This is a genomic window from Sorangium sp. So ce1153 (assembly GCF_051521595.1).
Lineage (GTDB): Bacteria > Myxococcota_A > Polyangia > Polyangiales > Polyangiaceae > Sorangium.
Genome location: NZ_CP150361.1, coordinates 11,570,906 through 11,585,346, shown reverse-complemented (window position 1 = coordinate 11,585,346; position 14,441 = coordinate 11,570,906). Strand labels below are relative to the sequence as shown.

At 74.0% G+C, this 14,441-nt stretch carries 8 protein-coding genes; 5 read left to right on the top strand and 3 right to left on the bottom strand.

Annotated elements, in window-relative coordinates:
• Positions 1 to 67 precede the first annotated feature (67 nt).
• Both WME85_RS42115 and WME85_RS42110 read right to left on the bottom strand, forming a co-directional pair.
• The gene (locus WME85_RS42115; protein ID WP_437829706.1) at positions 68 to 1,432 is read right to left on the bottom strand and encodes a hypothetical protein; all 1,365 of its coding nucleotides are present in this window, start codon (positions 1,430 to 1,432) and stop codon (positions 68 to 70) included.
• Positions 1,429 to 5,754, bottom strand: coding sequence for a VIT domain-containing protein (locus tag WME85_RS42110; RefSeq protein WP_437829704.1), 4,326 nt, complete (start codon positions 5,752 to 5,754; stop codon positions 1,429 to 1,431). Before WME85_RS42110 ends, WME85_RS42115 begins: the two co-directional genes overlap by 4 nt.
• 478 nt (positions 5,755 to 6,232) lie before the next feature.
• On the opposite strand from WME85_RS42110, the gene WME85_RS42105 reads away from it, so the two are divergent.
• The 4 genes from WME85_RS42105 to WME85_RS42090 all read left to right on the top strand — a co-directional run bounded on the left by WME85_RS42105 (position 6,233) and on the right by WME85_RS42090 (position 11,373).
• On the top strand, positions 6,233 to 6,943 hold the full coding sequence (locus WME85_RS42105) for a thermonuclease family protein (protein WP_437829702.1): 711 nt from the start codon (positions 6,233 to 6,235) through the stop codon (positions 6,941 to 6,943).
• Between the two features lie 637 nt (positions 6,944 to 7,580).
• The gene (locus tag WME85_RS42100) at positions 7,581 to 8,921 is read left to right on the top strand and encodes a cytochrome B6 (RefSeq protein WP_437842517.1); all 1,341 of its coding nucleotides are present in this window, start codon (positions 7,581 to 7,583) and stop codon (positions 8,919 to 8,921) included.
• 83 nt (positions 8,922 to 9,004) lie between these two features.
• Positions 9,005 to 10,387: an extracellular solute-binding protein gene (locus WME85_RS42095; protein WP_437829700.1), complete on the top strand. Its 1,383-nt coding sequence runs from the start codon at positions 9,005 to 9,007 to the stop codon at positions 10,385 to 10,387.
• Between the two features lie 293 nt (positions 10,388 to 10,680).
• Positions 10,681 to 11,373 carry a hypothetical protein gene (locus WME85_RS42090; RefSeq protein WP_437829697.1) on the top strand — a complete coding sequence of 231 codons (693 nt, stop codon included), beginning with the start codon at positions 10,681 to 10,683 and terminating at the stop codon, positions 11,371 to 11,373.
• Positions 11,374 to 11,432: 59 nt separating this feature from the next.
• Here WME85_RS42090 and WME85_RS42085 read toward each other — a convergent pair whose 3' ends face one another.
• Positions 11,433 to 12,971 (bottom strand): sigma-54 interaction domain-containing protein, encoded by a 1,539-nt coding sequence (locus tag WME85_RS42085; protein WP_437829695.1) that lies wholly within the window; start codon positions 12,969 to 12,971, stop codon positions 11,433 to 11,435.
• A 185-nt stretch (positions 12,972 to 13,156) separates the two neighbouring features.
• Between WME85_RS42085 and WME85_RS42080 the strand changes: the two genes are divergently transcribed.
• Positions 13,157 to 14,392 carry an RtcB family protein gene (locus tag WME85_RS42080; protein ID WP_437829692.1) on the top strand — a complete coding sequence of 412 codons (1,236 nt, stop codon included), beginning with the start codon at positions 13,157 to 13,159 and terminating at the stop codon, positions 14,390 to 14,392.
• Positions 14,393 to 14,441 lie beyond the last annotated feature (49 nt).

Here is a 14,441-nt window from a genome sequence, read left to right as displayed (position 1 = left end):
CTTACGGCCAGGCGTCGTTCAACGTTTGATTACGTTCGATTTCGGGAGCGATCTCCCGGTCATCGCCTCACCGCAGCTCGCGCAATGCCGCGATGAGCTCCGACAGCGACGTCGCGTCGCTCCGATCGAGGGCCAGGGAGCCCGCGGCGAGCGCCTCGGCGAGCGCCCGCGAGCCCCCGGCCTCCGGCGCGGCGGCGGCGACGGCCGACTCGGCGCGCGCGATCTCCGTCACGAGCGCGTCGAGCTCCGCCGGGTCGAGCGCCGCAGCCCTGGCGGCCGCGGAGAGCGCGCCCGCGGCGCTCTCGACCTGCTGCACCGAGGCGCGCGTCGAGGCGTGGAGCTCCGCCAGGCGCAGCCGCTCGAGCAGCGCCCCGTACGCGGACTCCATCGCGGCGAGCTCGCGCAACGCGAGCGCCGCCGGGCGCTGCTCCGGGTCCGAGCCGGCCGTGGCGCCCGCCGCGGTCTCCGAGGCGCCCACCGCGGTCTCCGAGGCGCCCACCGCGGTCTCCGAGGCGCCCACCGCGCCGCCCGAGGCGCGCTGCGCCGCGATCGCCGCGACCTCGTCGCGCGCCGCCCGCACCTCGCCCAGGAATGCCTCGACCGACGCGGCGGCCGGCGCGAGCGCGCCCGCGCCCAGGGTCGCCAGCGCCTGCGTGGCCTCGCGGGGCCGCCGCCGCAGGAGCCGCCGGAGCGGCGCGTTGCACGCGACCCGCAGCGCCGCGGCCTCCGCGGCGGCGAGCACCCGCTGGCCCATCGACAGCTTCAGCGCGGCCTCGTCGCACGCGCGCGCGAGGTCCTCGGCGAGCGCGCTCGCCTCGGCCGGCCGCCGCTCCGCCCGCGGTCCGTCCATCGCGCCGCCCTCGCCCTCGCCGCCCTCGTCGCCCGGGCCACCTCCGCCCCGCGCCGCGTCGCGCTTCGCCTGGAGCGCGGCGCGCGCGTCGGCCAGCGCCTCCACCGCGGCGCGCAGGCGCTCGACGGCCGCGTCGGCCGCCGCCGTCTCGGCGGCGAGGTCGTCGCCCTCGATGTAGGCGCGCTGGCTCGCCGCGAGCAGCCGCCGCCGCTCGTCGCCCGCCCGCAGCGCCGCCGCGCTCCGCCGGAGCCGCGCCGCCCCGAGCGCCGCCGCGCCGCGCGCGCCGAAGGTCCACGCGCACGCAGCGGTCGCCCCGAGCGCCGCCGCGGCGGCGATCCCCACCGCGGCCGTCGGGACGACCGCGCTCGCGCCCGCGCCCACGCGCAGCCCGACCATCCCGGCCGCGAGCGTGCAGGCCGCGGCGCCCGTGCCGACCGCGCGCGCGCCGCGCTGGCGAGGAGCTGCCTCGAGCGCCGTCAGGCCGACGTAGGCCGCCGCGCCGAGCGCCACGAGCAAGAGCACGAGCGACAGCGGCGACGTCAGCGTCACGACCAGCCAGCCGAGCAGCGAGACGTCGATCATGGCAGCGCGTCGGCCGGCAGCGCGACCTCCCGCTCCTGCGCGCCGATCGACCCCGGCGCGCTCGTCACCCGGAACGACGCCCCGTCCCACACGAGCGTCGTCACCACGAAGCGCACGTCCCTCCCCGGCGGATCGCTGCGGAACCGCACGCGCCACTCGAGGCGCGCGAGCTCCGGCGCCGGCAGCTGCACCGCCGCGAGCCCGACCGCCGGCGCGAAGACGCCGTCGCCGAGCGCCGCGTCCACCTGGCCGTCCCGCGCCGCGAGGGCGAGCTCCGTCGCGTAGTCCTCCCACAGCACGACGCGGAGCGCCCCGGGGCCGCTGAAGAGCTGCAGCTCCTTCAGCTTGCGGGCGAGGCTCTCGGCCTCGGCGCCGGCCGCGCCCCCCGGCGCGCCGCCCCCGGCGAGCAGCCGGCCGATGCGCGCCGCCGACAGGAGGCGCGCCCACGCGCGCGGATCGTCCGGCCCCGGCGTGCCCTCCGCCGCGGCCACCTTGCGCTGGATGCGCAGCGCCTCGTCGACGCGCCCGCTGCCCGCGGCCGCCGCCGCGAGCCTCAGCCAGCCCCGGGGCTCGGCCGGCGCGAGGTCGGTGAGCGTCGTGTACTGGCGGTACGCGGCCGCGTACCAGCCGTGCCGGAGGTAGACGTCGCCGAGCAGCTCGCGCGACGCCGGGCTCGTCGGATCGAACTCGACGATCTCCGAGTACGTGCGGAGCGCGTCCGGCTCGAAGCCGCTCGACGCGAGCACGTCGCCGAGCTCCAGCGCGAGCCCCGGGCTCATGAAGCCGCGGTCGCGGAGCCTCCGCCCGTAGGCGAGCGCCTCGTCCTTCCGCCCCGCCTCGGCCAGGAGGCGCACCCGCCGGATCTCTCCCTCCGGATCGTCGGGCCGCTCGGTGAGCATCTGGCGCAGCAGCGCGAGCCGCTCGTCCACCGTCGGGAGCGCCGCGAGCCGCTCGTCGACCAGCGCCCAGCGCGCCCTCGGATCGGCGCCCCCGAAGAGCGTGCGCCGCACCGCCGCGGCGATCGCTGGATCGACGCTCCGCCGCATGAGCGCGCGCGCGATGAACCGCTGCGCCTCCGGCTCGTCGGCGAAGCGGACGAGCAGCGCCTCGGCGCCGCCCTCGGTGGCCACCTTCGCCTGGAGGAGCGAGAGGAGCGCGGCCCTCGCGCGCCAGTCCGGCAGCTCGCACGTCGCGAGCGCGCCCTCGTAGCGCGCGATGAGCTGCTCGGCCGTCGTGGCGCGCGCGAGGCGCTTCGACCACACGACGAGGCGCTCGGCGAGCGGGCGCCGCGCCGTGTCGCTGCACGGCGACATCGCCACGGGCCGGGGCCTGGGCGTCCACGCCTGGGCAGCCCTCCGCGCCGCCGCCCCGCCCGCCGCGCCCGGAGGCACGGCGTTCCCGGCCGGCCCGCCGGCGCGGGGCGGCGAGGGTTTGGACGCGTTCGCGGGGCGCGAGCCGAACGCCATCGGCGCGCTCGCCGCCGGGGCGCCCCCGCCCCCGGCCTGCGCCCGGACGGTGGGCCGCGGGGCCATCGAGGCCTCCGCCTCCTTCGGCGCGAGGGCCTGCGCCGGCTCGTCGGCCGCGGCCGCGGCCGTGGCGGCGGGCGCGGGGGGCGGCGACGGCAGCGCAGCGGCGGGCTCCGCGAGATCCGCCCTGGCGCCCTGCGCCAGCGGCTCGGCCTTCTGCTCCATGGCCGGCGCCGGCGCGGCCTCCACCATCGGCGCGACCGCTGGCGCCTCCGCCTGCTTGCGCAGCCCGTAGCCGCCCTCCTTGTTCGATGCCGCCTCGTCGTAGCTCGCGCTCGGCTCGCTCCTCCCGCACCCGGCGGCGACCGCCATGGAGGGCGGCGCGAGCAGCGCCGCGAGCTCGCGCTCTCGCTCGGGCGTGAGCGCCGTCAGCCGCTCGCCCCGGAGCGGCGAGCGCCGCCGCCGGATCCCCTGGTTCAGGTACGCCTGCTCGCTCTCGAGCGCCAGCGTGCTCGTGAACGGCGTGATCAGCCCGTACTCGAGCCCGAGCTCGACCACCTTGCCCCGGTGCGCCTCGGCGTCGTCGCCGTCCGCGAGCAGCCGCCGCATCTTCTCGGCCGCCCAGAAGCGCGGCACGAGCGCCGCCCCGACGCCCCTGTCGATCTCGATCGTGTGCTCGCGCGAGTACTCCTTCCCCGCGAGCCGCCCCTTCACGACCGCCTTCGCGGGCAGCGCGTGGTGCGTGCGCGCGAGCAGCACCACCTCCTCGCCGCGCGACACCTTGCCGCTCGCGGTGAGCATCGGCTCGTCGAGCCCGGCGCCGAGGTCGATCGAGAGATCGGTGATGGTCGCCGTCTTGATCGCGCCGGCGAGGCGCAGCACCTCGGAGGTCGAGCCCTCGGTCTCGTCGATCCGGAACGACTGCCCGCCGCCGGCGCGCGCGAGCTCGCGGAGCAGCGCGTGGTTCGCGTTCTCGCCGACGCCGACCGTGAAGAAGCGCGCGCGCGAGGCCGCGAGCGAGCGCCGGAGCCGCTCCGAGAGGCGCGCGCCCGTCACCTCGCCGCTCGTCGCGAGGCCGTCGCCGATGTAGATGACGGCCGGCTGCTCCTTGCCGTGCACGCGCCCGAGCGCCGACTCGAACAGGGCGCCGAGGTCGGTCGCGCCCCCCGTCGCGTGCTCGGCCAGCCGCGTGAGCGCCGCGGAGATCTCCTGGTCCGACGCCGCGGCCAGCCCCTCCCTCGGGTGCAGGACCGCGGGCGCCGAGTCGAGCGCGATCAGCGCGAAGTGGTCCGACGGCGACATCGCCCGCAGGATCGCCTCGGCCGCGGCCGCCTTCTGCTGGCGCGCGGTCTCCTCGGCCGACGCCGACGTGTCGACCACGACGACGAGATCGGCGGGCAGCTCCTTGAGCTCGGTCCAGTCCACGTCGGGCACGTACCGCGCCATCACGTAGTCGGCGCGGTCCGCGCCCGCCGCGAAGCGCGCCACGCGCAGCGGCGACGGCTTCGTCTTGACGGAGGCCTCGAGCTGGAAGTCCGCGCGCGGCTCGTAGCCGCTCCGCCGCATGCTCACCCGCCGCCCCCCGTCCTCGATCACCGCGTCGGCGAGCGTCGCGATCTGCATCCCCTGGCCGGCCTGGCCGAGGTCGACGGAGAGGGAGAACTCGCCGATCTGGACCGGCTCGCTCGACCGCATCGGGTACACGTAGGCGAGCTTGCCGGCCGGCGCGCCGAGCATCTCCACGTAGCGCAGCACCACGCGCCGGGAGCCGCTCGCGGGCACCGGGAAGATGCGGGCGCGGTAGCTGTGCCCGTCGACCCACTCGAGCAGCGCCGGCTCGTGGCCCGTCTGCACCGCGGCCTGGTACCGCTGCGCCGCCTCTTTCCGCTCGATGACCTCCCCCTCGACGAGGACGCCGTCGGTCTCCACCGCGAACGAGCTCACGAACGCCCGCTCGGGCACGGTGAACCAGTACCAGCCCTCGACCTGGCGCCCGCCCGGGTTCGAGAAGGTCTGGTCCACCTCGGTCTCGGCGATGCCGTCGCGCAGCACCGCCCGCACGGCCTGCCGGCTGATCTCGAGCGTGCGCGCCAGTGCCCCGGGGGCGCCCTGCAGGTCGACGCCGTAGATCCGGCCGGATCCGCTGCCCTCGCCGGCGAGCGGCCGGTGGTCGCCCATGCCGCCGGTCCAGTCGTCCCAGTAGGCGAGCGGCGCGACCTTCGGCGCGGCGCTGCCCGCGACGGTCGCCTGCTCGCCGGCGTGCACCTCGACGCGCCCGCCGGGGGCCGTGACGACGGCGAGCCCGCGCGCCACGTACACGCTCACCCCCTCGGCCGAGCGCCTCATCGACAGGCCCGCGTCGGCGGCCGACACCCTGACGTCTCCGAGCGCGTGCGAGAGCTCGCCGCGCTCCGAGGGCGGCGCGTCGAGCCACACCTCGCCCTGGGCGAGCGACAGCCCGTCCGTGCCGAGCGCGATCTCCGAGTCCGCACGGAGGAACACCGCCGAGCCGTCGGCGAGCCTCACGAGCGCCCGCGCCCCCTTTCCGGTCGCGAGCTCGGCCCCGACCGGGATCGGGACGCCGGACACGACGGTCGCCCGCCTGTCGTCTTGCGCGCCCGCCGTCAGCGTCACCTCGCCCGAGGAGAGCTCGAGTCGGGCGCCGATGGCGCTGGCCTTCGCGGGCGGCGTCTCCTGGCTCAGGACGAGCGCCGTCACGCTGGCGGCGAGCACGAGCACCCCGGCCGCGAGCCGGAAGCGCAGGCCGCGCTTGCGGCGTGCCAGCGCGGCGCCCGTCTCTGCTGCGCCTTCCCCCGCCGGCGCTCCGGCCGGCCCTACCTCTTCATGCGACGACATCCAGGTCCTCCTCGCCGCGGTGGCTCTCGCCCCCCGGAGCCCAGCGCGGGGCCGCATGCAGACGTTTCATGCCCCGCGACGATCTACCGGAGCGATCGTAACGGGAAAGGGCGCAGGAAGCGTAGCCCTATCCCGGGTCGGGTGGATCTCGTGAGGCCGCGGTTGACTGGGGAAGAGATTTGAACCGCCAAGACGCCAAGGACGCCAAGACGAGAAGAGAGAAGTAGATAAATAGTTTTAATTATATGCTCTCTCTTTCTCTTGGCGCTCTTGGCGTCTTGGCGGTTATTCTTCCTCTCTTCTCTCCATCATCAACTCGAATCTTCGGGACACCTCGTCCTCTGGGTCATGAGACGGGCGCTGTCATCGGGCCGGTGCTCGCTCTATATCTTCATGGAACAGGCCGCCAGGGCAGGACGGAAGTCCGAGCGCCATGACGAACGGCGGTTTCTGGGGGTATCCAGCCAAGGAGGGGGCGATGACAGGACTGCTTCCGGGATTCCGGAGGTTCATCGGCTACGTGTCCCTTGTTTCCCGGCGGCGGAGGTTCCGCCGGGCGCCGGATCTCCCGGGCGAGCGCTTTCGCGCGGAGGTGGTGAAGACGGTCGACGGGGACACGCTCCACGTGCGCGACGAGCGGGGCGTGATCCATTCTATCCGCATGCTCTCGATCGATACGCCGGAGACGCACTTCCTCGGCACCTCGCAGGGCCCCTGGGCCGATGCGGCCGCCGCGCGGCTCGCCGAGCTCGCGCCCGACGGCGCCGAGGTCGAGATCCAGACCGACGAGCAGCCTTGCGACGCTTACGGGCGCGTGCTCGGGTATGTCATCTCGGGGGGCCAGCTCATCAACCGGGTGCTGCTCGAGGAGGGCCTGGCGATCACCTACATCGTCGCGCCGAACCTGCGCCACGCCCAGGAGCTCTCCGACGCCGCGCGGGAGAGCTTCACCGCGAGGCGCGGCATGTTCAGCGATCCCAGCGTCATGCTCCCGTACGAGTACAGGTGGAGCATGAGGGGCCAGTCGAGCGCGAGGCTCGTCGGCAGCCTGTCCCGCGGCGAGGTGTTCGACCTGTCGGAGCGGGAGCGGATACCCTGCTGGGATCGGGTGTTCTTCTTCGACGCGCGCGACGTGAGGGATCCCTTCGTCCGCGTCGCGGCGGAGCGGCGCGCGCGCGGCGATCGTTAGCGCACCCGGGAGCCAGTCCCCTTTCGCACCACCTTCAACGTCGTCGACGACTGACCACTGGGCTCGGTGGCGGAGCCCGGTGCGGTCGTGGGCAGCCCTGAGGAGCCGTGGGCCCGGAGCGCCCCGGGAGAAGCCCGTTCCGAACCCGTCGTCGTGCCCGTCGTCCCCGTCGCGCACGGGCGAAGCACGGTGAGTATTCATGCCACGGGCGTGGCAATTCGCCTCATGCTGCCCGGCGCCAAAGACCGCCGGTCGGCGCTCGGGACGCCGGACTTCGCGCGCCGCTCCTCGTCAGGAGGCAGGCTCCAAGCGGACTCGACCCTGGCACGGGAGTCGCTGTGGGCGGGTTCGCTCACGACGCCCGGCTTGTGTGCCCGGACGGCCGCTCGGGCGTGCCGGAGCGCTGCGGCGCGCGGCCGGTCGTCGGTCTCCCCTCGACGTGTCTTCTTGAAGGAGCGCTTGTATGGCAGTGAAGAGAATGGATGTCTCGTGCCTGGCCGCGTGCACCGCGGCGCTCTCGCTCGGCCTCGTGCATTGCGGCTCGGCGCCGGGCGTGGGCCCTGAAGAGCCTACCGGCCCTCGGAACCCTCCGCCGGCGGTGGCCGGGGCCGTCGCCCCGGCGGGACCGCGGGCCCCCATGAACGCGGACCCTCCGCCCGGGCCTGACACGCCGCGCACGAGCTACTTGCCGGTCGACGACAAGGAGCCTTTCGCCGCCATGGTCGCCCGGATGAAGGCCGACAAGCCCGCGGTGGCGAAGCGCCATCAGGCGCTCCTCGACGAGCGCTACGACCTCGCCAACCGTCCTGCGGCTGGGGTCGCCATGTCGCGCGGAAAGCCCGTCCAGGCGGGCGTCCGGGTGAAGCTCCCGAAGGGGACGACGTGGGAGGCGCTGGCCGCGCTCGCGCCCGACGCCGTCCGGGAGCAGGGGCTCTGGCCGAGGGGCTTCCTCCCGCTGCCGCACCCGAACCACCCGGAAGGGGGAATGGTCTTTCCGAAGTTTCAGATCGACGAGCTGAAGCGCCAGACAGGGCGTGATCTCACGCGCTTCGACCTCGACTTCGACCTGCCGGATCACCTCATCTCGGAGTTCCCGGCGCCCATCTACCTCACCACGCGGCCCGATCTCGGCGACGTCTCGAAGGGGCAGCTCGTCACGATCGACAACTTCTACGAGCTCTTCAACGGCATCCTGACGCCCAAGCAGCTCGAGGGGCTCCGGCTCCTCGTGACGCCGTTCCCGCAGATGCAGTTCAACGCGACGTCGGACCGGCGCTCGGAGAGGGCGAGCCTCGGCGTCGCCTGCTTCGACTGCCACGCCAACGGTCACACCAACAACGCGACCCACCTCGTGGGCGACACCCGGCCGCAGGAGTTCCGGCACCGGGTCGACACCCCGACGCTGCGCGGCGTCAACATCCAGCGCCTCTTCGGCTCGCAGCGCGCGCTCAAGACGGTCGAGGACTTCACCGAGTTCGAGCAGCGAGGGGCCTACTTCGACGGCGATATCGTCATCGCCGTGAAGAAGGGGGTCAACATCCTCGATCGCGGGCACCAGGTGCAGGCGATGAGCGAGTTCCAGGAGATCCTCGACTTCCCCCCGGCGCCGAAGCTCGGCGTCGACGGGCGCCTCGACCCCGCGAAGGCCACGCCGGAGGAGCTCCGCGGCGAGCAGGTCTTCCACGGCAAGGGCCGGTGCGGGACGTGCCATGTGGCGCCGTACTACACCGACAACCTGATGCACAACCTGCGGGCAGAGCGCTTCTTCAAGCCCGAGCTCATCAACGGCCGGATGGCCACCGCGGACGGACCCATCAAGACGTTCCCGCTGCGGGGCATCAAGGACAGCCCGCCTTATCTGCACGACGGGCGCCTGCTCACGCTGGAAGACACGGTGGAGTTCTTCAACCTCGTGCTCGGCACGAAGCTGACCGCGCAGGAGAAAGGGGATCTCACGGCGTTCCTGCGGGCGCTCTAGCCCCGCGGGTCATCCCTTGCAGAGCCCCAGGCATCGATCCTCCGCGCAGTCGCCTCCAGCTTCGAACGACGAGGTGTGTCACCATGGGAACGAAGGAACATAAAACTGGGTATTTCTCATCGTCGGGCCTGTCCGCCTCGATGGCCCGCAACCTGACCCGGTTGGTCGGTCTGATGTTGCTCTCGGCGCTTGGCTGCTCGAGCGGGATGGATGAAGGCTCGTCGGCTGGCGCCGGCGGCAGCGACGGCCAGGGCGGGAGCGGGGGCGAGGGCGGGAGCGGCGGCCAGGGCGGCAGCGCCGGGGAGAAGACCGTGCTCCGGGTTCCCCTGTATCCCTATATCCCCGACGCGGCGGGAGATCAGCTCGTGGCTATGGCGCTCCGCATCGAGGCCGAGTTCGAGGCCGCGCACTCCGGGATCGATCTCGTGGTGAATCCGCCCTGTTTCGCGGGCGACTTCTACGACCCCGCGTCGCTGGCCGCGGGCCTCGCCGCGGAGGACGCCGACTGCTCGGTTGACGTCATCGAGACGGACATGATCCTGCTCGGCGAGCTCGTGGCCACGGGCGCGATCCGCCCATGGGAGGAGCTTCCTCCCGCGGACTGGCACCCGGCGGGCGTCGCGGCGTCCACCTACAATGGGGAGATCTACGGCGTCCCGCACTGGCTCTGTGGCCATTTCACCTTCTCCAGGGACACGTCCGTGGAGAGCGCTGACACGGCGACCGAGCTGGCGTCGGCGCTGGTCGATCTCCACACGGATGCGCCGGACATGGCCGGCAACTTGCTCGGAAGCTGGAACCTCCCCTCGCTCTATCTGGACGCGTGGGCAGACACGAACGGCCCCGAGGGGGTCGCATCGGCGATCTCCACCACGATGTACGACCCGGCGACCCTGGATGCGCTCAGCACCTTCTCGAGGACGTGCGAGAGCGGGGGGAGCAACCCGTGCCTCGACGGCACCTACGATCTGGAGGAGAACGTCGACCTCCCGGCACAGCGGTTCGCGGCAGGGGAGGTCGATGCGACCTTCGGTTATTCCGAGCGGCTCTACACGATCTTGAAGAACCTTCCTCCTGACGGTGATCCGGCCGAGATCAAGATCTCCTCGGCGCCGCTGGGCGACGGCAACCACCCGCTGCTCTTCACGGACAGCTTCGTCGTGAGCGCAAGGTGCACGGATGCCTGCGCCGAGGCTGCCGCCGCGTTCGTCGCCTACATGAGCTCGGCCAGCACCTTCGCGTGGCTCCTCGCGAGCGAGGACGCGCCGCAGGAGACCCGCGTTCCACGATACCTCCTGGCAGCAACGCGCGATGCGTACGGGGCGCCCGCGATCAGCGAGGAGCCCTTCTACCAGGCGCTCAACGCGTTGACGCAGGAAGGAATGAGCTTCCCGAACGGCGGCCTCCTCGACGTCAGGAACAAGATGCGAGATGACCTCCTCGCGACCTTGACATCAGCTCCCTGAAACGCGCGGCCGTCGAGAGTCCAGATCGATGCCCGGCTCCCGGCGTGCTCGCGCTGCGCCGCGCGTGTGCGCCGTGCCAGGGGCCGCCCGAAGGGCGCCGCCGGGGCCGGTCCCTCTCGGCTCGACGCGCCCGGGCGCGGTCCACCGTAGCGCAGGTTCGCACGTCGACTGGCTAATTTGCGCTATGGAATGTGCGAACGTGAACTGGCACCCTCGTGCGGGAGAGCACAAGATGTGCCGCGCGAGGTTCTTGAATGTACGGGGGACAGCGGCCTTCCTGGATGGGTGCACTGATGTTGAGCGCTGCGCTCCTCGGGGGCTCGGACGGCGCCGGCAGCGGCACCGACGGTCGCTCAGGCGCGCCGGTCGGCCAGATCAGCGGAGTGGATCGGCCGTGCACGGCGCGCTCGGAGATCATCGGCGTGGAGGACGCCTCCCGGCTCGGCTTCTCGGCGGACGACGTGGTCTCTTCCATCTCGGGCGCGCGCTCTGCCACGCTCACGTGGGCGAACGGCGGCAGCACGACCGTGACTGTCTCTGCGGGCGCGCCGCTCACGGCGCGCTTCGTTCACTTCACGAGGTCAGGGGCCCAGCGCGCCGCGGGGGGCGGCGTGCCGCCCGAGGACCCCGCAGACCCCATGGCGACGAGCTGCCCCTTCGGCGCTCCGTTTCTGGAGATCGACGTTCTGCTGCGCTTCTCGACGGAGGACGGCGCCTTCGCCGACTCGTTGCCGGTCACGCTCCGGGCCGGAAATCGCGAAGCTGTCACGTACATCCACGTGATCTATCCCCTGCAAGTCCAGGGTTCCTATCGGATCACCGAGGTTGACCCCGCGGAGGTCGATGACGTGCGGCTCGTCCTCTACGGCACGATCCGCGGCGGCACCGTCACCGGAAAGCTGCAAGGGTTGACCCCGGGCAACCTGAACGGGACCGGCGCGGGTCCGGGCACGCATGGGCGAAGGTTCGACGTCGCGGAGTTCTGATCGTCGTCCAGGTCGGAGGCACCCGGCCGGACGAGCGCCCGCGTCGCGACGTGAAGAGATCAGGCCGCCTCGTCGCCGCGGAGGCCGTACGCCGCCATCTTGCGCTTCAGCGTGTTCCGGTCGATGGCGAGCGCGCGCGCCGCGCGGGAGATGTTGCCCCGGTGCACCCGGAGCGCGCGCCCGATCGCCGCGCGCTCGGCCGTCGCCACCGCGTCCGCGAGCGGCGCGACGTCCTCGCCGCCGGCCTCCGCCCCCTGCGCGTCCGCGCCGCCGGCCGGCCGCGGCGGCGCCGCCGCCGTGATCTCCGGCGCGAGGTCGCCCACGTCGACCGTCTGATCGCAGAACACCCCCCAACGGAGCACCTCCGCGCGCAGCTCGCGCACGTTGCCCGGCCACGGGTGGCTGCAGAGGCTCCTCAGCGCCTCGCGGGTCAGCTTGAGCCCGCGCCCCTTCGGCCGCGCCCTCAGCTCGTCGAGGAACGCGTGGACGAGGATCTCGATGTCGCCACCCCGCGCGCGCAGCGGCGGGACCTCGATGACGGCGCCGCGGAGCCGGTAGTAAAGGTCCTCGCGGAACTCGCCCCGCGCGACCATGGCCGCGAGATCGCGGTGCGTGGCCGCGAGGACGCGCACGTCGAGCTCGATCGTCGCCTCGCCGCCCACCCGGCGCAGCGTCCCGTCCTGGAGCACGCGCAGGAGCGACGCCTGCACCCGCGGCGACAGCTCGCCGATCTCGTCGAGGAACAGCGTGCCCCCGTGCGCTTGCTCGAAGACGCCGCGCCGCCGCCCGGCGGCCCCGGTGAAGGCGCCCGCCTCGTGGCCGAACAGCTCGCTCGCGAGCACGCCCTCGGCGAAGACGCCGCAGTTCTCGGCGATGAACGGCCCCCTGCCGCGCGGGCTGTGCTCGTGGATCGCCCTGGCCGCGAGCTCCTTGCCGGTCCCGGTCTCGCCGAGGATCAGCACGGGCACGTCGGTCGCGGCGACGCGGGCGATCCGGGCGCGGAGGGAGCGCATCGGCTCGCTCTTGCCGACGAGCACCGCGTCGCGGGTGCGCGCCTCGGCCCGCAGGCGCACGACCTCCTCGCGCAGCGCGCGGATCTCGGGGAACCCCTCGATGTCGAGCCGGACCTCGCGCACGGCGCGCGGGTGCGGGCGCGGCACGAACGCCGCCGGGATCACCTGGAGCATGCGCGCCGGCAGGAGCCCCGCCTGCACGAGGATGACCCAGAGCGTCTGCGCCTGCGGCGTGCCCGCCGAGAGCAGGACGTCCGTCGCCCAGGCCGCCGGGGGGAACGCGCGCTTGAGCTTCGCCGAGAGCGGACCGAGCGCGCGGAAGAGCTTCGCGTAGTCCGACGGGTCGTCGACGTCGACGACGCGGAGCTCGGCCCGCGGCGCGCGCTCCCGCGCCCGCTCGACGAGCGCCCGCGACGGCGCCTCGCCGGCCGGGATGGTGAGGACCACGATCGCGTCGTAGCGGCTCTCCTCCTGGTCGAGGAGCCGCAGCACGGGCCCGCGGTCGCCCTCGGGCCGGCGGCCCTGGTGCGCCGGCGCCGGCCCGAGCGTGCCCGCGTCCGACCAGGTGAGGAGGAGGCGATTCACTGGTGTACCGTACACCAGCGCTGGTGCGCCGTGCACCATTCAACATGGTGCGCCATGCACCACGTTGAGGCGACGTCGAGCCTTTCTGCCGGCGCGGGCGCAGATCGCGCGCTGGCACGGGATCCGCAAGTCTCCTCCGCGTTCGCGTTCGTCCGCGCCGCCCGGCGCCAGCCACGGAGACCCTCATGAAAGCGCCCGCCGACAGCGTCGTCCTTCCCGCCCACGCCCGCCTGGTCGCTCGCGACGACGTCTGGATCGAGGGCAACGCCGTCCAGCAGTTCGCGCGCGTCGCCGCGCTCCCCGGCTGCGTGCGCGCCGTGGGCATGCCCGATCTGCACGCGGGCAGGGGCATCCCGGTCGGCGCGGCCTTCGCGTTCGCCGGCCGCGTGGTCCCGCAGCTCGTCGGCAGCGACGCCGGCTGCGGCGTGCGGCTCGTCGCGACCGCCGTGGGCCGCATGGCGCCGGACCTGATCGAGCGGCGCGCCCGGCAGGCCATGGAGGACGATCCGCTCGACGGCTGCGATCCGGGGGAGGTGTTCGAGCAGGTCTGGCGTCGCGGCGCGCGGGGGATCGCGGAGATCGACGGCGCGCCCGAGGCGCTCGCGCGGCTCGCGGCGGCGGAGCCCGAGGACGGCCTGCGCCCGAGCGGCGACCCGTCGCCGTACCGCGCGGGGTACGAGGGCGCGCTCGGCTCGGTGGGCGGCGGGAACCATTTCGTCGAGATCGCCCGCGTCGGCGCGGTCCGGGACGCCGCCTCGGCGGAGGTCCTTGGCCTCGCCGCCGGGGAGCTCGTGGTGCTGGCGCACTCCGGCTCGCGCGGCCTCGGCGGCGCGCTCGGGCAGCGCTGGACGGACGCGGTGCTCGAGGGGGACGCGGCCGAGCCGTACCTCGGCGAGCTGGCCGGCGCGTGCCGCTTCGCGCAGGCGAACCGGTTCCTGCTCGCTTACCGGATGCTGCGCGTGCTCGGCGCCTCGCGGCCGTCGAAGATCGCGGGCGGGCTCGACCTCATCCACAACGACGTCACGCGCGAGACCGTGGGCGGCGAGCCGGTCTGGGTGCACCGGAAGGGGGCGGCGCCCGCCCGGGGCAGCGACTTCACCGTGGTGCTCGGGTCGCGCGGGGCGCCGTCGTGGGTGATGCGCTCGTGCGACGCGGAGGCGGGGCTGCGCTCGGTCGCGCACGGCGCGGGCCGCAAGATGGGGCGCGGCGAGGCGCGCGAGAAGATCGCGGCGCGGTACCGGCGGCGCGAGCTCGCGCGGACGGAGCTCGGCGGCCGCGTGGTGTGCGACGACCCGGCCCTGCTGCTCGAGGAGCACCCGGACGCGTACAAGCCGATCGAGCCGGTCGTCGAGAGCCTGGTCGAGGCCGGCCTGGCGACGGCGGTCGCGCCGCTCGTGCCGGTGCTCACGGTGAAGCGATGAACCGGGCGTGGGGCCAGATCAGCGCGGGGCGGGGGCTGGTCTCTGCTCG

Excerpts from the sequence above, each read along its gene's own strand:
- WME85_RS42090 (WP_437829697.1), top strand. The coding sequence starts at position 10,681 with ATGTTGAGCGCTGCGCTCCTCGGGGGCTCGGACGGCGCCGGCAGCGGC.
- WME85_RS42115 (WP_437829706.1), bottom strand. The coding sequence starts at position 1,432 with ATGATCGACGTCTCGCTGCTCGGCTGGCTGGTCGTGACGCTGACGTCG.
- WME85_RS42100 (WP_437842517.1), top strand. The coding sequence starts at position 7,581 with ATGAACGCGGACCCTCCGCCCGGGCCTGACACGCCGCGCACGAGCTAC.
- WME85_RS42110 (WP_437829704.1), bottom strand. The coding sequence starts at position 5,754 with ATGTCGTCGCATGAAGAGGTAGGGCCGGCCGGAGCGCCGGCGGGGGAA.
- WME85_RS42095 (WP_437829700.1), top strand. The coding sequence starts at position 9,005 with ATGGGAACGAAGGAACATAAAACTGGGTATTTCTCATCGTCGGGCCTG.
- WME85_RS42080 (WP_437829692.1), top strand. The coding sequence starts at position 13,157 with ATGAAAGCGCCCGCCGACAGCGTCGTCCTTCCCGCCCACGCCCGCCTG.
- WME85_RS42105 (WP_437829702.1), top strand. The coding sequence starts at position 6,233 with ATGACAGGACTGCTTCCGGGATTCCGGAGGTTCATCGGCTACGTGTCC.